Origin of the sequence: Oceanospirillum maris DSM 6286, assembly GCF_000422865.1 — a bacterium.
GTDB classification, from domain to species: domain Bacteria; phylum Pseudomonadota; class Gammaproteobacteria; order Pseudomonadales; family Halomonadaceae; genus Oceanospirillum; species Oceanospirillum maris.
Genome location: NZ_AUGW01000003.1, coordinates 223,600 through 241,207 on the forward strand (window position 1 = coordinate 223,600; position 17,608 = coordinate 241,207).

Below are 17,608 nucleotides of genomic sequence, written 5' to 3' on the forward strand. Positions count from 1 at the left end.
CAATGTCATAAAAATGTCATTTGACCTTGCTAGAGGCAAAATGTATTGTGATTGTATATACATTGCATATCACAATGATATTCAATAAAAGCAGGCAATGATTACTTATGCCGACGGAAAAAAAGAAAAAAAATAGCCAACTGATTATTCGTATTAGCCAAGAAGAGAGAAATCAGTTTGTCTCTCTATGCGATACGCTAGATACCAGTGCCGCTCGGGAAGTACGCCGCTTTATACGCAGTTTTCTCGCAGAGCACCAGCAACCAATTGATCCTCGTTGATCAGGCTTAGTTCTGGATGCCTGCAATCTTGTCGCTCAAGTTAAACTTTAAGTTTGATGGGCGTTATTAAAAGTACTTTATGTACAACTAGGAGTAACATCATGGCTAAGGTAGCTAAAAAAGACGTTAAAAAAGAGATCAAAGCACGCGAAGCTAAGATCGAGAAGCAAGAAGGCAAAGTTAAAAAGCTGAAAAAATCACTGAAAAAAGCTAAATAAGCTTTTGTATTTCAGTCATTGAAGAAACGGCCTGCGGGCCGTTTTTTTTGCTTATCTTTTCCCATAAAACCATCGTTCTTATCTGTATTTTTATCACCCCTTATCACTAAAACCCTAAGCCTCTGCTTTATTTGTGCAGTCCTGCGCCGTTCTTGTTAAACTTGCCATCCGTTCGCTCCATAGCCTGCTGATATCAGGTTTTCCGGTTCTGTCGACGCTTTTTATTCTAGCTGCATAATGGATTCTCTCGTGAGCACTTGTCCTCTTCCATCTCAATCTCAGCCCTGCGTCTATACGCTTAGACATAAGCTTCAACACGCGGTCATGTTCATCGTTTTATCACTAGTGCTCATTGCCGCCTCATTACCTGTACTGGCAGAGGTTAGCGTCGAAGATGACCTTAAAAATACCATCACGCTAGAGCAGCCCGCTCAACGTATTATCAGCCTTGCCCCGAGTGTCACCGAGCTGCTGTTTAGCGCTGGAGCCGGTAGCAAAGTGGTTGCTGTTGTCGATTACAGTGACTTCCCTGAGGCAGCAAAAGAGTTGCCCCATGTGGGCGGGTACACGCAGCTCGACATTGAACGTATTTTAGTACTACAGCCGGATTTAGTGATTGGCTGGAAAAGCGGTAACCACCCCGATACATTAGAAAAGTTGCGCCAACTTGGCCTTCCCGTATACACCACAGAAACCCGTTACTTAGAACAGATCCCTGTAACATTAGAGAAGTTTGGTCGACTAGCAGGGACCTCTACTATCGCGAAAAAAGAAGCCGAACACTTTCGCCTCACCCTGCAAAAACTAAAAGACCAGTATCAACATAAAGCACCGGTGAAGGTGTTCTATCAAGTGTGGAATAAGCCGCTGATAACCATTAACAAAGAAAACTTAATCAATCAGGTGATCAATGTCTGTGGTGGGCAAAATGTGTTTGCTGAGCTAAGCAATATTGCGCCTCGCATTGATATTGAAGCCGTCCTTAAGGTAAATCCTGATGCCATTGTCGCCAGCGGCATGAGAGTTGAACGTCCCGAATGGTTGGATGAATGGAAAGACTGGCCAGCAATTAACGCCGTGCAAAAGCGGCAACTACACTTTATACCGCCGGGACATATCCAGCGCCAAACAGTGCGGGTTTTATTAGGGGCGGAGCAACTGTGCCAGCAACTTGATCAAACCCGTCACAGAATTGCAACCTCATCCACAGGAAACAATCAGTGAAGCCCCCCGCAACTAAAGCAGATAGTTTTAGCCAACAGCAAAAGCTACGGGCAACGTTCTGGCTTGGAGGTCTTGGCTTAGCCTGTTTGCTCAGCCTAATCTTGGCACTACTAACCGGCAGCATCAGCGTTAGCGGCTATGATTTGTGGCAACTGATTATCGACACCCTTACTTTATCGTCACCAAGTACTTCGTCTAACACTTTAGCCACCACCGTGATGACCGAGCTAAGACTACCCCGCGCTTTATCCGCTTTGGTCGTAGGCGCAGAACTGGCCTTGGCAGGCTGTTTAATGCAGGTTTTATTGCGCAACCCATTAGCAGACCCCTATGTATTGGGCGTTTCCGGTGGTGCAGCGGTAGGCGCCCTGTTCAGTATTATGTCGGGCTTGGGGGCTTTCTGGGTCTCTGGCAGTGCTTTTGTAGGTGCTTTAACTAACCTGTTATTGGTATTTGGTCTATCCCATGCAAAAGGGGTTTGGTCGCCATCACGCTTACTCCTAACAGGCGTTGTAACGGCCGCCGGCTGGGGGGCGGTTATCAGTTTTATGCTATCTATTGGGGAAGACAATCAGCTAAGAGGAATGCTGTTTTGGTTGATGGGCGATCTGAGTCGAGCATCGTTACCTGGCTGGCACGGGCTATTTCTACTGATAAGCCTTGTTATTAGCGCATTATTGGCACGGCCTTTAAATATGATGCTCCGCGGCGAACTGCAAGCGAAAGCCCTTGGCGTTTCAGTGTACCCACTCCAGATCACCCTGTATTTACTGGCATCGGTGCTGACAGCCTCTGCGGTAACCCAAGCCGGAAGTGTCGGCTTTCTTGGTTTGGTCGTGCCCCATATTTTACGTTTAAGCTTAGGTTCCGATCATCGCCTGTTGCTACCCGCAACGGCCCTAGCCGGCGCTTGTTTATTACTTTTGGCGGACACCCTTGCAAGAACCTTAATTGCCCCCCAGCAATTACCTGTGGGGGTTATCACCGCTTTTATTGGCGTGCCAGTCTTTCTTTGGGTGCTACAAAAAAGCAATCGAGGCCTAACATGACCCACATATCCCCCCCATTGCTCAGCACGCTAGGACTTACGGTCACCATCGCCGGTAAAACCCTGTGTCAGGATTGGGCTCTAGCGCTTAATCAAGGTGAGATATGGGGGATTTTAGGCGGTAATGGTGCCGGAAAAACAACCTTATTACATACCCTAGCAGGACTTAGAGCCGCAGATAATGGACAAGTGCTGTTACAAGGTATTCCCTTGGAACAACTTAAAAGCCGGCAACGAGCACAGCAGCTAGGCTTTCTACTGCAAGATGATAGCACGGCGTTTCCTGCCACGGTGCTAGAGACCGCCTTGCAGGGTCGTCACCCACATTTAGGCCCTTTTGCCTGGGAGAGCCAATCTGATGAAAATCTAGCTCACAATGCCTTGCAACGGGTTGAGTTAGATGATTTTTGCCAGCGCAACATCGATCAACTTTCCGGTGGTGAACGTCAACGCCTTAAAATTGCGACGTTGATGGTACAGCAACCCAAGATTTGGCTATTGGATGAACCGGCAAACCACCTTGACCTACACCATCAAGTGAGCCTTTTACAGCAGCTACTTGCTGATGTAAAACAGCAATCGGGCTGCCTTCTGATGAGCCTCCATGACCTCAATCTAGCGCAACGTTTTTGTGATCATCTGATATTACTTTTTCCAGAAGGCCCTATGATAGGCACAAAGGAGGAGCTGCTGACGGAAGAGCGACTCGAACAACTTTACCAACACCCTATTCGACGGCTTGAAACTGAAGCTGGGCCAGTGTTTATTCCTGCCTAGGCTTATATTTAATATTTATACCCCTGTTAAACCGACTAAATCCATAGGGATCGACCATGCTGCGCTATCTTTTACTCTTGAGTAAACCTTCCAATCGGCAGAGCATCAAGCCTCTTGTGTTACGGGTTATTACGTTAATACTATTGCCGATATCATCAGCCTATTCGCCATCCGCTTATAGTGCTTGGTGGTCACTTGACAGCGATAGTAAAGAGCGCGGCTATCAAGCGCTTCTACCGGATAACACTACACCTGCTTCCATGAGCTATCAATACGAGTGCGGTGCCTGCCATATCGCCTACCCGCCACAGGTTTTACCAAAAGCTAGCTGGCAATCACTCTTGTCCAATCTAGGGAATCACTTTGGCGAAGACGCACGCCTTGATAAAGCTCAGCCTCAAGAATTACAGGACTATCTAACCCTTTACGCCAGCGATAGCGACAACGCAGGGAAATTTTCCGACTTTACCAAGCGCCTGCAAAACCCAGCCCCTATTCGTATTACTCAACTGAATTTCTGGCGTTTGAAACACGACAAAATACTCAAAAAGAAGCAACAACTTATTATTAACAATCCTGATGTCGGCAGCGCCAGCCGTTGTAATGCCTGTCATGAGAAAGCTGAGCAAGGCCTATTTCAGAAGCATACCGTGCAGATTCCCAATATTGATAAGCGAGAATATAAATAGCCCTCATAAGCCATCTGCTGATTAATTACTCTGACCTAGCATCAATTGCAATCAGCCAAAGCGCCCCAACCATTTCAGCTATCACAGACACAAAGAACACCAAGATTCTTTTACTGACCGATTAGCAAACCGGAGAGATTATGCGTTTACTACATACGATGTTACGGGTTGGCAACCTGCAAAAGTCGATTGATTTTTACACCAAAGTTATGGATATGACACTGCTGCGCCAGTCTGAAAATAAAGAGTATGAATACACCTTAGCGTTTCTAGGCTATGGCGATGAATCAGACACCACGGTTATCGAATTAACCTATAACTGGGGCACGTCGGAATATGACATGGGTAATGCCTTTGGTCACTTGGCTATTGCCGTTGATGATGTTTACCTCGCCTGCGATAAAATTCGCGCTGCCGGTGGCATCATTACCCGTGAGCCAGGCCCAGTAAAAGGCGGCAATACCGAGATCGCCTTTGTGCGTGACCCCGACGGTTACGCCATTGAGCTGATCGCCAGCCAATTTGCAGGGAAAGGTTTAGGCCAAGACTAATTTTTAGCGCCTAAGGCGCTAACGATAACCGGCACAACTCACGATAACCGGCACAAGGTGTTTAACCTTGCGCCGGTTTTTTTATGCCTAAAAGAATAGAGTATTTTGAATGACAGGGTTCTTGAGCAAAATTCAAACAAGTGTTTAAATGCAAGAAGACCAATACAACAATAATCAAGGAATTCACTATGCCAAATACATTACCAGTGTCGCTTGAGATAGCCCATCATATTGCTGTTGTGCGCTTTAATCGCCCTGAAAAAATGAATGCTCTGGATATGCCAACCTTTGCTGAAATCCTAAAAATACAGGAGCAGATTGCAGCAAATAGCAATATTCGAGCAGTCGTATTAACCGCTGCCGGTGATAACTTCTGTGCAGGTTTAGACGTACAGTCCGTTATGATTGACCCCGCTGCTGTGGAAACGCTACTGAGCCATCCAGAGAATAAAAACTGGCTAGGTAACTACGTGCAGCAGATCGTCGTGGGTTGGCAGCAGCTGAATATTCCTGTGATTGCCGCGTTAAAGGGATATGTTTTTGGTGGTGGCTTACAGATTGCGTTAGGGGCCGATTTTAGGATTAGCGCACCGGATAGTCAGTTATCCATCATGGAGATTCGTTGGGGCATTATTCCTGATATGGGTATTTCAGTAGTTGCACCGTCTCTTATCGCCCGAGACCAACTCAAATTACTGGCCATGACCGGTGATCGCATCTCAGGGGAACAGGCACTTAACTTTGGCTTAGTCACCCAACTAGCCAACGATCCAGAGCAAAAAGCGATGACACTTGCTCAGCAACTTTGTCAGAAGAACCCTCAAGCGGTTCAAGGTATTAAACAGCTATTTAACGGGGAACATCTTGAGGCATCCCAACGCTTGGCTTTAGAAGAAGAGACTCAGCGTAAAATTCTATTCAGCGCCAATCAGTTAGAAGCTGTTCAAGCAAACCTACAAAAGCGTGATCCTGTTTTTAAATAATCACTCCTTTTGAATAGGAGAGCAAGAAGGGCTTAGCTGAATTCTAGATAAGGCTTAAGCCCACGAAAACAGATCCAGACTAGCGGGTACGTACTGACAAGGGTCGTTAACATATCGGCTAAGCTGTGATAACCCAAATGATGCATCAAAACACCATAAGCCACCCCTGATACCAAAGCGATGACCAGTGCTATGGCAAGTACAGAGCGGCATAATAAGGAGAGACGGTTATGGCTCGTCTCTCTGAATGGAATAAGCACAAACACCAGCAGCATTTGATAGAAAGGTAACAAAATAGCAGTATGGGTGCTGTAATCCAGCCCCCAGCGCTGCCACAACCCTAACAATCCTTCTAGAAAGCTAAAGCCAAATATCAGGGCACAACACAGAGATAAGCCAATGACACTACGCGTTAACACGCCAAGCCGATGCCCCGTCCAAAGTACACCAAAGCACAGTAATGGAGTATAAAAGTCTGCAACAATAGCCCACACGCCCCACATCTTATATTCCCTATAAATTGAACCGAATCTCATTTATAAACAGAACATTACCTACAGACCAAACTTCATCTACAAATCAATACGTTAGAACCACTTTACCCTTCATGTCTTTAACGTTAGTCTTAGTCGTTTGCCAACACGGATGAACACCAAAAAAGACTTAAATCATCACACTTTTAATTAAATACCAACCACAGTCCCTTTTACCGTACCCTTTAATTTAGCATGCGCTTAAAGCACATCGCTTGATATGCTTTATGGGGTACACGGAGTTCTTAACATGGATTCTTTAACGAGAACCTTAAGCGAACGGGCTCGCCAGCTAACCCGTGAATTTCTAGAGCCACATACCGAGGTTTTTAAAGGCGCAGCAGAACTGACCGCCAGCGGCTCTCAGGCGCTAAGCATTGTCAACCTTGAATTAACCCGTTTAACCTTAAACTACCAACAGCTAGAGGAAAAAGTGGCGGTTATTGAAGGTTTTTCACAGGCTTTAGCACAGCTAAAATGGAACGCTGAGGATGCCGCTCACTTGGTGCGCAATTTAGAAAAACAGTTACTACCGGCTAAAACTGTTAGAAACAACCAAGATAAGCCCTGCACATAAAGACTCAGCCTCCCCGTTAGAGATCACACAGATCACGCATCGCCTCATGGGTACTCAAATAGATTTGACCAGGGGCGATGCGTTCTAAAAAGTGCGTTTGCCGGAACTGATCCATAACCGGCCCCTTCACATCCGAAAGATGTAACGTGATACCAGACTCACGCAGGTTCTCAATCATCATTTCAAGCGTTTCTAGAGCACTGGCATCAATAAAGCTAATACCGTTGCAGATTAAGACCAAATGCTGCAACTGAGGCTGCTCAGAGATAATTGCCATCACCTCATCTTCAATATAACGAGTGTTAGCAAAATAAAGGTTTTCATCAATGCGCAGTCCTAAACAGCAGGGATTAGTTTTCACCTCAAAACGCTTAACATTACGAAAGTGCTCACTGTTACCAACCCGTCCTACCACTGCAATATGAGGTTTACTGGTACGTTGCAAAAGTAACCCCACAGACAGCACCATACCGGAGAGAAGTCCTATTTCAACACCAAAGACCAGTACCATTGCGAACGTTACCGCCAGTGTTAACGCATCTGCACGATTAAAGTTCCATGTGTTTTTAATACCGGAAAGATCAATCAATGGCAGCACCGCCATAATCACAATGACACCCAATACCGCCTTTGGCAGATAATAAAACCACGGTGTAAAGTAGAGTACCGTTAACGCCAAGCCAGACGCAGTAATCACAGAAGCTACTGTTGTTTGAGCACCAGATGCATCATTCACCATTGATCGGCCAAAACCACCGGCAACAGGATAAGCCCCACTAAAAGCAGCACCTATATTGGCAAAACCTAAAGCGATCAGCTCTTTATTAGGTATGATACGTTCGCGGCGTTTACTGGCTAACGCCGTTCCAACAGAGACACTTTCTAAAAAACCGACTAAAGCAATCAGCAAGGCTGCAGGTAATAAGCTTACCCACCAATCTATCTCAAAAGGCAGTAGAGAAAACTGCGGTAATCCAGCAGGAATATCACCCACAATACTAACGCCATGCTCTGTATGAAGATCAAAAACCACAACAGACGCAACACCGGCTAAAATAGCAAACATGGGGCCTGCCTTCGCAAAGGAACCTGCTAATAACGGTGAGGCACCCCATTTTTTTAAGACATTTGCCAAATATGTCTTGCTGAACCACATAATAAAAAAGGCAACCAAGGCTATCGCCAAAGTAGCTGAGTTAAACGTCGGCAAGCTGAAATAAAGACCTTGTAACGTCTCATAAAATTGATGGCCCCGAGGAAACTCCAAGCCAAAAACATATTTCAACTGACTGAAAGCGATCATCAGAGCGGCGGCACTGGTAAAACCCGTAATCACCGAATGGCTGAGGAAATTAACTAAACGGCCTAACCTCAGCATAAACATCAACAACAAAATCATGCCAACCAACAACGCCAACACCATGGCAGTGGTGATATAAAGATCTGTTCCCGGCTCTGCTGTTTGGGAGATCGCCTCCCCAACCATTAAAGAGGCAATAGCGACAGGGCCCACCGCAAGACTGCGGCTGCTGCCTAAAAAGGCATAGATAAACAAAGGAATAATACCAGCATACAACCCCATTTCTGGCGGTAATCCGGCCAAAAAGGCATAAGCCATGCCTTGAGGAACCAGCATAATCGCAACAATAACACCGGCTAACGCATCGTTAATGAGAGTATCGCGACGGTATTGCGATAGCCAGCCTACAATAGGAAAGAGACGCTGCAACTTATTAGGCTTGAAACTGTTGCTAGGTTTAAAACTTTTGGTGCTAAAGCTATCTGCTTTGGCCTTGTTCGACTTTGGAGCGGATGATGACATAGGAAAAAGCCTGATTATTAAAACTTTTTGGAATATTGTTATTATAAATCATTATATGCTAATATTCCATTGAATCGCGCTTTCTGCCAAAAGATAAGCAAATAACAATACGGTCACAACTTAATCCTGTATCCGTCACCCGATCTGCCCCCAATCCCTCCCATACGAAGTTAAACAAGGCAGGGATAGCTGCTGAAAGGAGATTTTTTATGAGCGCCCAAATCAAAGCTTTCTTCCATGAAACAACCTCAACTTTTACCTACGTGGTGCATGATGGGATAAACCCTGAATGCGCAATTATTGATCCGGTTTTAGATTTTGATTATAAATCAGGTCGCACTAGCACTCAGTCTGCCGATTCAGTTATTCAGTGGATTAAAGACCAAGCATTGTGTTTAAGCTGGATTATGGAAACCCACGCCCATGCAGACCATATCAGTAGCGCCAAGTATATTCAGAATCAAATAGGTGGAAAAATTGTTATTGGCGAGCATATCACGTTGGTTCAGGGTGTTTTTAAGAAAGTCTTCAACTACGGCGATGAGTTTATTGCCGACGGCCATCATTTCGATCATCTAATCGCTGAAAACGAAAGCTTTAAAATAGGCGAGCTTGAAGTCAACGTATTACATACACCGGGCCATACACCAGCCTGTATCACCTATGATATTGCCGGAAAACTGTTTGTTGGTGATACCTTGTTTATGCCTGATGTCGGCACAGCCCGTTGCGACTTTCCCGGTGGCGATGCACAAACCCTATATGATTCTATTCACCACCTACTAAGCTACCCCGATAACACAGAGCTCTATATGTGTCATGACTATCCGCCACAAGGTCGTGAAATCTGCCATGTGTGTACCGTTGCGGAGCAGAAAGAGAGCAATATTCATGTTGGCAAGGGTGCCAGTAAAGCTGACTTCGTTGAAATGCGCTCAACCCGTGATGCCACCCTGGAGATGCCAAATCTAATTCTGCCATCTATTCAGATTAACATCCGTGCCGGTGAACTGCCGGATGCCGAGAACAACGGTGTTTCCTACCTGAAACTCCCCTTGAACCAATTTTAAGCCATTAAAAAACCCGCCTTTCCTTTGATCGTTTACCGATCATCGAAAAGACGGGTTTTTTATTTGATGAGCATAGAATCTAACTCATCAGGCCACAGTCAACTTACAGCTGGCTACGACCTTTCTGAGCAGCAATGCGCATACGCAGTGCATTCAGTTTGATAAAGCCTTCTGCATCTTTCTGATCATAAGCACCGGCATCATCTTCAAAGGTTACAATATTGCTATCGTACAGGCTGTCTTCAGACTGACGACCTACAACAATCACGTTACCTTTGTACAGTTTCACTCGAACGACACCATTTACGTATTCTTGAGAGTCATCGATCATGGTCTGCAGCATCTTACGCTCAGCACTCCACCAGTAACCGTTGTAGATCAGCTCGGCGTATTTCGGCATGATGCTGTCTTTCAGATGCGCGGCTTCACGATCCAAGGTGATTGATTCGATCGCGCGGTGCGCTTTCAAAATAACCGTGCCCCCTGGTGTTTCGTAGCAACCACGGGCTTTCATACCTACGTAGCGGTTTTCTACGATATCAACACGGCCAATACCGTTAGCACCAGCTACCTCATTCAGGTAAGTCAGTACGGTTGCAGGGCTCATCTCTTTATCGTCAATTGCAACGATATCGCCCTTCTTGAAGGTCAGGTTTAAATAGGTCGCTTCATCTGGAGCTCGCTCTGGACTCACAGACCAACGCCACATATCTTCTTCTGGCTCCGCCATTGGATCTTCCAGAATACCGCCTTCGTAGGAGATATGTAGAAGGTTAGCATCCATTGAGTATGGTGATTTTTTCTTACCAGAAGAGAAATCAACAGGGATATTACGTTCTTCACAGTACTGCATCAGAGTATCACGAGACGTCAAATCCCACTCACGCCAAGGCGCGATCACTTTTACGCCAGGCTTCAGCGCGTAGGCACCCATCTCAAAGCGTACTTGGTCGTTACCTTTACCCGTGGCACCGTGAGCAATCGCATCCGCACCGGTTTCATTCGCAATTTCGACCAAACGCTTAGCGATCAAAGGTCGAGCGATAGACGTACCCAGTAGGTACTCACCTTCATAGATGGTGTTGGCACGGAACATAGGGAAAACGAAGTCACGTACATATTCTTCACGCACGTCTTCGATGTAGATTTCTTTAACCCCTAGCGCCTCAGCCTTAGCACGGGCTGGCTCTACTTCTTCACCCTGACCTAGGTCAGCGGTAAAGGTCACAACTTCGGCGTTATATTCGTCCTGTAACCAGCGCACGATTACAGAAGTATCCAGGCCACCAGAATAGGCCAGTACTACTTTTTTGATATCTGACATTGGATGCTCCACGCTGACTTAAATAACCAGAGACCTCTCTGGTATTAATACTGTTGCTAGTATTCGTGTTTTAACGACGTAGTAATTGACTAGCAAAACAAAGATAAACGGCCATCATTTAGATCACCGCTCAGGCGTTATATTTACCTGAAAATTCTGGGGGGTATTGTATACGACTTACGAAAAAGATACGACTTACGAAAAAGATACGATTTGAGATAAAGCACATAGAAAATTCAGGCCATCTCAAACCGTACGCTCTAACGCACTGACTAAAACTTTACTGAAGCTGGCCGTTAAACTCGCCACTATATTCATTAAGCGTATTAGGATCGCCAGGAGCCAAGCCTTCACGCTCTAAACGAATTGTCACACGGCGGTTCTTCGCGCGATTTGCTTTAGTCGTGTTAGGAACAATAGGATAGCGCTCACCGTGATAGCGTGCAGTGACCATTTTATCATCCAAGCCCACATCCAGCAGGTAATTCAGAACCGTGTCCGTACGCTGCTTAGAAAGCTTACGGTTATCACGGCGGGAGCCATAACTATCCGAGTGGCCATCAAGGAACACGTATTTCACCGACGGGTCCGCTTTAATATAACGAACAATCAAGCTTAACCGTTCTTTGTCATCAGCGGTAATATCAAATCCGCCACCGGGAAATATCACTGTTGAGCGAGCGATCTGATCGAAATTCACCGGTAATAATTCACCACGACAAGCAATATAATCGAAATAAACCGGCTTAAAGTTGAGGGCGCTTAACGAACCTCGAACAGGAGCATAACGGCTGTCTCTTGGAGTTTGCATAAAGGTAGGGTTCAACCCTTGGGTCAAGGCCTCTATCATCAGGTGTGCTTGTTTAGAGCCTACACGCACACCTTCTTCACCAGCACCAACCCTTACCTTACCTAAGTCCAGAGGGGCATCTCCGGGCTTCCAGTTTGGCGGCAAAGCCATTAGGTCTGCTGCTCCTATCCGCAAGGGCTGCCCCAGCGGCTCTAAAAAGAATTTAAGGTCTTCGCCAGATCGATGGGTAAATCGAGCCATCCCCATATCTGGAATAGAATGCGTTAGTTCACAATAGAGCGGAGATGGCTCAGTAGCCCGCCATTCACTATTGCCAATACCTGCGCCATAATCAGCAGCCAAAAGGCTCGATGACAGCAACAAGCCTAAACCTAACGACAGGCCTTGTTTTCCTCGTGACGGTTTTACTGGCGACCGAGTCAGCGACATCAGTGGCAATCTCCTTGATTTTTAAGAACTCTATTTTGCCCTCATCGGCCTACAAACTCAAAACTTTAGCCTATAACTGTTAGATTGAATCAGTTACCATTTGAAAAAATACAACTTCGACCAAATTTGATTAGGGAGCAGAGGGTCTTGGATTCATTCACATCTGATACAGAGCACTATGGCGACAAACACCCAATGGCTAACCGTTTCCGAGGGTTCTTGCCTGTTGTTGTCGATGTAGAGACTGCGGGATTTAACGCAAAAACTGATGCTCTGTTAGAGATTGCTGCCGTAACCCTGATGATGGATGAAGAGGGGTATCTACATCCATACAACACCTATTCTTTTCATGTAGAGCCCTTTGAAGGGGCGAACATTGAACAAGCCGCATTGGATTTCACTAAAATTGACCTTGAAAATCCGATTCGTAAAAGCATGGCAAAAAGCGAGCAACAGGCCTTAGGCGATGTGTTCAAACCCGTGCGTAAAGCATTAAAAGAGTTTGGCTGCACCCGTGCGGTACTCGTCGGCCACAATGCTAGCTTTGATCAGGGCTTCTTAAACGCTGCCGTGGAACGCAGTGGTATTAAGCGTAATCCGTTCCATCCTTTTTCAAGCTTTGATACCGCAACACTCTCAGGCTTAGCTTATGGCCAAACGGTACTCGCCAAAGCCTGTAAAGTTGCCGGTATCACATTTGATAACAGCCAAGCACACTCGGCGCGCTATGACACAGAAAAAACGGCAGAGCTGTTCTGTTCCATTGTGAATCGCTGGAAAGAACTTGGAGGATGGGAGCTAGCGGCAGAAGAACAGCACCGCTTACGAGATTAAGCGCCTAATCGTCTAAACTTTAACAACACGGCTGGTCATTACTATAAAAAATAGCCATATAAAAAGATATTTATAAAAAAACCGGCCACTTCAAAAATGGAATGAAGTGACCGGTTCTTTTATGGCCGAGAATTTAAGACTGATGTCTTAAATTACAGCTTGTCGGCTTCACCGGTCAGGTAAGATGCAACACCTTCTGGAGATGCGGTCATACCTTTATCACCTTTGCTCCAGCCTGCAGGGCAAACTTCACCATGCTCTTCATGGAACTGTAGCGCGTCAACTAAACGGATCAGCTCATCCATGTTACGGCCTAGTGGCAGGTCGTTAACGATTTGAGAACGAACATTACCTTCCAGGTCGATCAGGAAAGCACCACGGAATGCAACACCGCCATCAGCTTCAACATCATATGCTTGGCAGATGTCATGTTTAACATCAGCAACCATAGTGTATTTAACAGGACCAATACCGCCATCATTGATCGCGGTGTTACGCCATGCGTTATGGGTAAACTGAGAATCGATAGACACAGCGATAACTTCAACGCCACGGGCTTTAAACTCATCCATGCGATGATCTAGAGCGATCAGCTCAGATGGGCAAACAAATGTGAAATCCAGCGGGTAGAAGAAAACCAGACCGTATTTGCCTTTTAGCGCTTCAGTCAGATTGTAGTTATCAACGATTTCGCCAGTACCTAGTACCGCTGCTGCTGTAAAATCAGGAGCTTTCTTGCCAACCAATACGCCCATTTTCATTCTCCAATTATTGAGTTATTTAACGGTGAAAAAATTCTGAAGCCCAAAAGCCGCAGAATTAAAAATACATTATCGCCATAAGCTATAGGCAAAGATCAAATATTCAAGCTTCGCTTTTACTTACGGCTAAAGAACTTAGGAAGCAACCGCTTCAGAGATCTGTGTTTTCAGCTCACCGGACTGGTACATTTCCATAATGATATCGCAGCCACCAACCAGCTCGCCTTTAATCCACAGCTGTGGGAATGTTGGCCAATTGGCATATTTAGGCAGCTCTGCTCGAATATCAGGATTGTCCAAGATATTAACAAAAGCGAATTTTTCTTCACAGGCCATCAATGCCTGCACCGCTTGAGAAGAGAAACCACACTGTGGCATCTGTGGATTACCCTTCATATAAAGCAAAATAGGGTTGCTGGAAATTTGTTCTTTGATGGTGTCTAAAGTGCTGCTCATGTGCGTTCCTTAAAATCGGGGAAAAGCATTTCTGGTATTAACGTGTAACTCTACAGTATTAACCTACTAATAAGGTCAATTTTACCGTGCTTCATTTAAAAATGCAGCCACAATAGACTTGATTCAAGTCAGAGACCTGTTTTTTTTATAAAACCAATCGTTTTTTAAAAATGCGACTTTATTGACAGCGACACATTTTGGCATTAGCTTTACGCCTTTGGTCATCTTTCTCGGCAGCGCTTACGCTGCCGTTTTCTGTTTTAGGGCACAATTTTTTTCGAGATTCTGTTTTCTTTGGATACATGTCTTCTTTAAGAGAGCTTTTTTCGAGATGGTGTTTTCTTCACGATAGAGATTCAACGCCAATATTTGTGACCATGCTTGCGCGACAAAATGGACGACCGAAAAATACAGCACCACTTCGGCTTTAGGGATAAATACTCCCCATTAGATTGATCAAGCAAGCATCGCCGAATAGAGATAATAAACTGAACCTGACTATTCTGGTGCTACATACTTTTCTGTGGCACCTGTGAACTCTATTATTGGAATTCGAGAAAATGGCAAGACACTTTTTAACCTTACTGGACTTAACTCCAGAAGAACTCAACTATGTTATTGAACGGGCGATCGTGATCAAAAAGGGCCTAAAAGCCGGTAAGATTTACGAACCTCTAAAAAACAAAGTTCTCGGTATGATTTTCGAAAAGTCATCCACTCGAACCCGAGTATCTTTCGAAGCAGGCATGACTCAGTTTGGTGGTAGCGCTATTTTTCTATCCTCACGGGACACTCAGCTAGGCCGTGGCGAACCTGTTGAAGACAGCGCCCGAGTACTATCTGAAATGGTTGATGCCGTGATGATCCGTACCTTTGATCATGCCACCGTTGAGCGTTTTGCTGAATACTCCAGTGTGCCCGTGATCAATGCCCTAACCGATGATTACCATCCGTGTCAGCTATTGGCTGACGTACAAACCTTTGTTGAGCTACGCGGTAGCATCCAAGGTAAAACCGTCACCTGGGTTGGTGATGGCAATAATATGTGTAACTCGTACATTAACGCGGCCCGTCAGTTTGATTTCCAACTGAATATTGTTTGTCCAGAAGGTTTCGAGCCTCTGCCAGAGTTGATGGCCGCGAACAAAGAGCGTGTTCAACTGTTCCGTAAACCTGAAGAAGCAGTTGCAGGCACTCATCTGATTGTCACCGACGTTTGGGCTTCTATGGGCCAAGAAGAAGAGCAAAAAGAGCGCGAAAAAGCCTTTGCAGGCTATCAAGTGACCACAGAAATGATGGACTTGGCAGCCAAAGACGCACTCTTTATGCACTGCTTACCGGCTCACCGTGGTGAAGAAGTCAGCGCAGAGCTGATGGATGATGAGCGTGCGGTTATCTGGCAGGAAGCAGGTAATCGTCTTCATGCACAGAAAGCCTTGCTAGAATTCCTGATTCTGGGCAAAATTGAGAATAACTCTTAATTAGCTTTTTTAGGCAGAATAATAAAGAGCCCGAAAGTACCCTTTCGGGCTTTTTTATTCATATATCTGCCGCCCCGCCCATGTAAGGATCTCCGAATGAGCACTCTGCTTCAGGTCGATAATATTGAATGTCGCTACGATCAACTCGTTATTACTCAAGAGATCAGCTTTAGCCTGAACCAAGGCGATATTTGTTGTCTGCTTGGGCCAAGCGGCTGCGGCAAGACAACGTTACTTCGAACGATAGCAGGGTTCGATCCTATCTATACCGGTGCTATTAGCCTAAATGGTGAAACCATTTCCGCACCAGACTTTATGGTGCAACCAGAAGATCGTCGTATTGGCATGGTTTTTCAGGACTATGCACTGTTTCCGCATTTAACACTGGCTGAAAACGTTGCCTTTGGCTTGCGTAAAATGCCGGATGCTAAACGTAAAACCCGTGTTGCAGAGATGCTGGATCTGGTTAATATGAGCGATTTGGGACACCGCTACCCCCATGAGCTTTCTGGCGGTCAACAGCAAAGGGTTGCTTTAGCCCGTGCACTAGCTCCCCGACCACAGATGATTTTGTTGGATGAGCCTTTTTCGAATCTTGATTTTGAGCTACGAAAACATCTGGGTTTAGAAGTCCGTCGCATTTTGAAAGCCCTGAATATTAGCGGTATTCTCGTCACCCATGACCAAACAGAAGCCTTCGCGATGGCTGATTACGTAGGCGTACTCAATCAGGGCCGCTTGCAGCAGTGGGACACCCCTTATAACCTTTATCACGAACCACAAAACCGCTTTGTCGCTAACTTTGTTGGGCAAGGTTATTTTATTCCCGGCACTTTACAAAACCATACCAATGCGGCCACGGAAATAGGGGTAATCGAAGGTAATCGAGCCTACCCTTGGGAAGACGGTACACCGATTGACGCTCTGTTACGCCCTGACGATATTATCCATAACCCTCAAGGGCCGATTAAAGCAACGGTTGAGCAGTTTACGTTTAGCGGCTCCGCAACCCTGTATCGACTGAAGTTACCCTCAGGTCAAGTGGTTGAATCTATGTTCAATAGCCATGAAGAATTTAATATCGGTGATACCGTACATTTGGAAGTAAAAGCAGATCACCTGATTCTTTTTCCTCGCACTAAAGCGGAATCAGGCTCTAACTTCTAGCTTCTAACTAGCAATGGTTTCTTTCTTTTCTGGCTCCAAATGGCCCAGAGCCTCGGAGCCAGACGCTACCGCACGCTGCTTGCGGCGGATATAAAGCGTTCGCATCACCCGAGCAACCAACTCACCGTTATCATCTCGAATTTGCACCTCAAACTGTGGCAGGTATTTTTCACCCTTTGCTGTTTTTTCACGAATATCCTGCAACATCTCTGGAGTTACATTAAATTCCGTGCGAACCGTTGACCGCCCCGGCTTAATATAATCAATATGCGCCGCCTTATCCCAAACCACATAGTCTCGCCCTAGGCTTTCAGAGAGCATCAACATGTAAAAAGGGTCGGTCATTGAATAAAGAGAGCCACCATAATGCACACCGACATAATTGCGGTTATACCAACGCAGCTTCATGCGAATACGCGCATAGGAAAAATCCTTGGCTAATACTTCCACTTTAACGCCAGCGCCAAGAAGCGGTGGCCAAAGGGATATTCCCCACTTTAAGAATGCTGCCTTCACAATAGGATTACCTTATAGCTAGAACTAAATATCAAACGATCGTTTGATATTAAAAC

Annotated in this window: 19 protein-coding genes; 12 read left to right on the forward strand and 7 right to left on the reverse strand. The window is 45.6% G+C overall.

Translation table 11 applies throughout. From position 1 onward, the window contains the following. Positions 1–107 precede the first annotated feature (107 nt). The 7 genes from G517_RS20800 to G517_RS0100945 all read left to right on the forward strand — a co-directional run bounded on the left by G517_RS20800 (position 108) and on the right by G517_RS0100945 (position 5,771). Complete coding sequence (locus tag G517_RS20800) at positions 108–281, forward strand: hypothetical protein (RefSeq protein ID WP_169447895.1); 174 nt, start codon at positions 108–110, stop codon at positions 279–281. 467 nt (positions 282–748) lie between these two features. Next, a complete protein-coding gene (locus G517_RS0100920; RefSeq protein WP_211224205.1) occupies positions 749–1,723 on the forward strand; it encodes a cobalamin-binding protein in 975 nt (324 codons plus the stop codon). Continuing rightward, a complete protein-coding gene (locus tag G517_RS17245; RefSeq protein ID WP_084632001.1) occupies positions 1,720–2,772 on the forward strand; it encodes an iron chelate uptake ABC transporter family permease subunit in 1,053 nt (350 codons plus the stop codon). The genes G517_RS0100920 and G517_RS17245 overlap by 4 nt, the downstream gene beginning before the upstream one ends. After that, positions 2,769–3,548, forward strand: a complete 780-nt coding sequence (locus G517_RS0100930; RefSeq protein ID WP_036589986.1) for an ABC transporter ATP-binding protein — start codon at positions 2,769–2,771, stop codon at positions 3,546–3,548. The genes G517_RS17245 and G517_RS0100930 overlap by 4 nt, the downstream gene beginning before the upstream one ends. A gap of 56 nt (positions 3,549–3,604) precedes the next feature. After that, positions 3,605–4,237 (forward strand): diheme cytochrome c, encoded by a 633-nt coding sequence (locus G517_RS17250; RefSeq protein WP_051205799.1) that lies wholly within the window; start codon positions 3,605–3,607, stop codon positions 4,235–4,237. A gap of 140 nt (positions 4,238–4,377) precedes the next feature. Further along, positions 4,378–4,788: a lactoylglutathione lyase gene (gene gloA / locus G517_RS0100940; RefSeq protein WP_028302832.1), complete on the forward strand. Its 411-nt coding sequence runs from the start codon at positions 4,378–4,380 to the stop codon at positions 4,786–4,788. A gap of 188 nt (positions 4,789–4,976) precedes the next feature. Then, positions 4,977–5,771 (forward strand): crotonase/enoyl-CoA hydratase family protein, encoded by a 795-nt coding sequence (locus G517_RS0100945; protein WP_028302833.1) that lies wholly within the window; start codon positions 4,977–4,979, stop codon positions 5,769–5,771. Positions 5,772–5,803: 32 nt separating this feature from the next. Here the strand turns inward: G517_RS0100945 and G517_RS0100950 are convergent, their stop codons facing one another. Next, positions 5,804–6,274 carry a hypothetical protein gene (locus G517_RS0100950; RefSeq protein ID WP_028302834.1) on the reverse strand — a complete coding sequence of 157 codons (471 nt, stop codon included), beginning with the start codon at positions 6,272–6,274 and terminating at the stop codon, positions 5,804–5,806. A 280-nt stretch (positions 6,275–6,554) separates the two neighbouring features. On the opposite strand from G517_RS0100950, the gene G517_RS0100955 reads away from it, so the two are divergent. Next, complete coding sequence (locus G517_RS0100955) at positions 6,555–6,881, forward strand: hypothetical protein (RefSeq protein ID WP_028302835.1); 327 nt, start codon at positions 6,555–6,557, stop codon at positions 6,879–6,881. Positions 6,882–6,897: 16 nt separating this feature from the next. On the opposite strand, the gene G517_RS0100960 is transcribed toward G517_RS0100955, so the two are convergent. Next, positions 6,898–8,703: a SulP family inorganic anion transporter gene (locus G517_RS0100960; RefSeq protein ID WP_084632002.1), complete on the reverse strand. Its 1,806-nt coding sequence runs from the start codon at positions 8,701–8,703 to the stop codon at positions 6,898–6,900. A gap of 209 nt (positions 8,704–8,912) precedes the next feature. Between G517_RS0100960 and G517_RS0100965 the strand changes: the two genes are divergently transcribed. Continuing rightward, complete coding sequence (locus tag G517_RS0100965; protein ID WP_028302837.1) at positions 8,913–9,773, forward strand: MBL fold metallo-hydrolase; 861 nt, start codon at positions 8,913–8,915, stop codon at positions 9,771–9,773. A gap of 103 nt (positions 9,774–9,876) precedes the next feature. On the opposite strand, the gene G517_RS0100970 is transcribed toward G517_RS0100965, so the two are convergent. Both G517_RS0100970 and G517_RS17255 read right to left on the reverse strand, forming a co-directional pair. Next, a complete protein-coding gene (locus G517_RS0100970) occupies positions 9,877–11,097 on the reverse strand; it encodes an argininosuccinate synthase (protein ID WP_028302838.1) in 1,221 nt (406 codons plus the stop codon). 280 nt (positions 11,098–11,377) lie between these two features. Then, on the reverse strand, positions 11,378–12,337 hold the full coding sequence (locus tag G517_RS17255; RefSeq protein WP_051205801.1) for a flagellar protein MotY: 960 nt from the start codon (positions 12,335–12,337) through the stop codon (positions 11,378–11,380). Positions 12,338–12,532: 195 nt separating this feature from the next. Here G517_RS17255 and rnt point away from each other — a divergent pair, with 195 nt between their 5' ends. Continuing rightward, on the forward strand, positions 12,533–13,171 hold the full coding sequence (rnt, locus tag G517_RS0100980) for a ribonuclease T (RefSeq protein WP_028302839.1): 639 nt from the start codon (positions 12,533–12,535) through the stop codon (positions 13,169–13,171). A gap of 152 nt (positions 13,172–13,323) precedes the next feature. Here the strand turns inward: rnt and G517_RS0100985 are convergent, their stop codons facing one another. Further along, positions 13,324–13,926 carry a peroxiredoxin gene (locus G517_RS0100985; protein WP_028302840.1) on the reverse strand — a complete coding sequence of 201 codons (603 nt, stop codon included), beginning with the start codon at positions 13,924–13,926 and terminating at the stop codon, positions 13,324–13,326. Between the two features lie 141 nt (positions 13,927–14,067). Beyond that, positions 14,068–14,388, reverse strand: coding sequence for a Grx4 family monothiol glutaredoxin (gene grxD, locus G517_RS0100990; RefSeq protein WP_028302841.1), 321 nt, complete (start codon positions 14,386–14,388; stop codon positions 14,068–14,070). A gap of 560 nt (positions 14,389–14,948) precedes the next feature. On the opposite strand from grxD, the gene argF reads away from it, so the two are divergent. Next, positions 14,949–15,869 carry an ornithine carbamoyltransferase gene (argF, locus tag G517_RS0100995; protein WP_028302842.1) on the forward strand — a complete coding sequence of 307 codons (921 nt, stop codon included), beginning with the start codon at positions 14,949–14,951 and terminating at the stop codon, positions 15,867–15,869. A 96-nt stretch (positions 15,870–15,965) separates the two neighbouring features. Further along, on the forward strand, positions 15,966–17,036 hold the full coding sequence (locus G517_RS0101000; protein ID WP_028302843.1) for an ABC transporter ATP-binding protein: 1,071 nt from the start codon (positions 15,966–15,968) through the stop codon (positions 17,034–17,036). A 3-nt stretch (positions 17,037–17,039) separates the two neighbouring features. Here the strand turns inward: G517_RS0101000 and G517_RS17260 are convergent, their stop codons facing one another. Continuing rightward, positions 17,040–17,552, reverse strand: a complete 513-nt coding sequence (locus G517_RS17260; RefSeq protein ID WP_245543157.1) for a DUF4442 domain-containing protein — start codon at positions 17,550–17,552, stop codon at positions 17,040–17,042. Positions 17,553–17,608 lie beyond the last annotated feature (56 nt).

Coding starts and splice junctions, on each gene's coding strand:
- G517_RS0100945 (WP_028302833.1), top strand. CDS start 4,977: ATGCCAAATACATTACCAGTGTCGCTTGAGATAGCCCATCATATTGCT.
- G517_RS20800 (WP_169447895.1), top strand. CDS start 108: ATGCCGACGGAAAAAAAGAAAAAAAATAGCCAACTGATTATTCGTATT.
- G517_RS0100970 (WP_028302838.1), bottom strand. CDS start 11,097: ATGTCAGATATCAAAAAAGTAGTACTGGCCTATTCTGGTGGCCTGGAT.
- rnt (WP_028302839.1), top strand. CDS start 12,533: ATGGCTAACCGTTTCCGAGGGTTCTTGCCTGTTGTTGTCGATGTAGAG.
- G517_RS0101000 (WP_028302843.1), top strand. CDS start 15,966: ATGAGCACTCTGCTTCAGGTCGATAATATTGAATGTCGCTACGATCAA.
- G517_RS0100965 (WP_028302837.1), top strand. CDS start 8,913: ATGAGCGCCCAAATCAAAGCTTTCTTCCATGAAACAACCTCAACTTTT.
- grxD (WP_028302841.1), bottom strand. CDS start 14,388: ATGAGCAGCACTTTAGACACCATCAAAGAACAAATTTCCAGCAACCCT.
- G517_RS0100960 (WP_084632002.1), bottom strand. CDS start 8,703: ATGTCATCATCCGCTCCAAAGTCGAACAAGGCCAAAGCAGATAGCTTT.
- G517_RS0100985 (WP_028302840.1), bottom strand. CDS start 13,926: ATGGGCGTATTGGTTGGCAAGAAAGCTCCTGATTTTACAGCAGCAGCG.
- G517_RS17250 (WP_051205799.1), top strand. CDS start 3,605: ATGCTGCGCTATCTTTTACTCTTGAGTAAACCTTCCAATCGGCAGAGC.
- G517_RS0100930 (WP_036589986.1), top strand. CDS start 2,769: ATGACCCACATATCCCCCCCATTGCTCAGCACGCTAGGACTTACGGTC.
- G517_RS17255 (WP_051205801.1), bottom strand. CDS start 12,337: ATGTCGCTGACTCGGTCGCCAGTAAAACCGTCACGAGGAAAACAAGGC.
- gloA (WP_028302832.1), top strand. CDS start 4,378: ATGCGTTTACTACATACGATGTTACGGGTTGGCAACCTGCAAAAGTCG.
- argF (WP_028302842.1), top strand. CDS start 14,949: ATGGCAAGACACTTTTTAACCTTACTGGACTTAACTCCAGAAGAACTC.
- G517_RS0100950 (WP_028302834.1), bottom strand. CDS start 6,274: ATGTGGGGCGTGTGGGCTATTGTTGCAGACTTTTATACTCCATTACTG.
- G517_RS0100955 (WP_028302835.1), top strand. CDS start 6,555: ATGGATTCTTTAACGAGAACCTTAAGCGAACGGGCTCGCCAGCTAACC.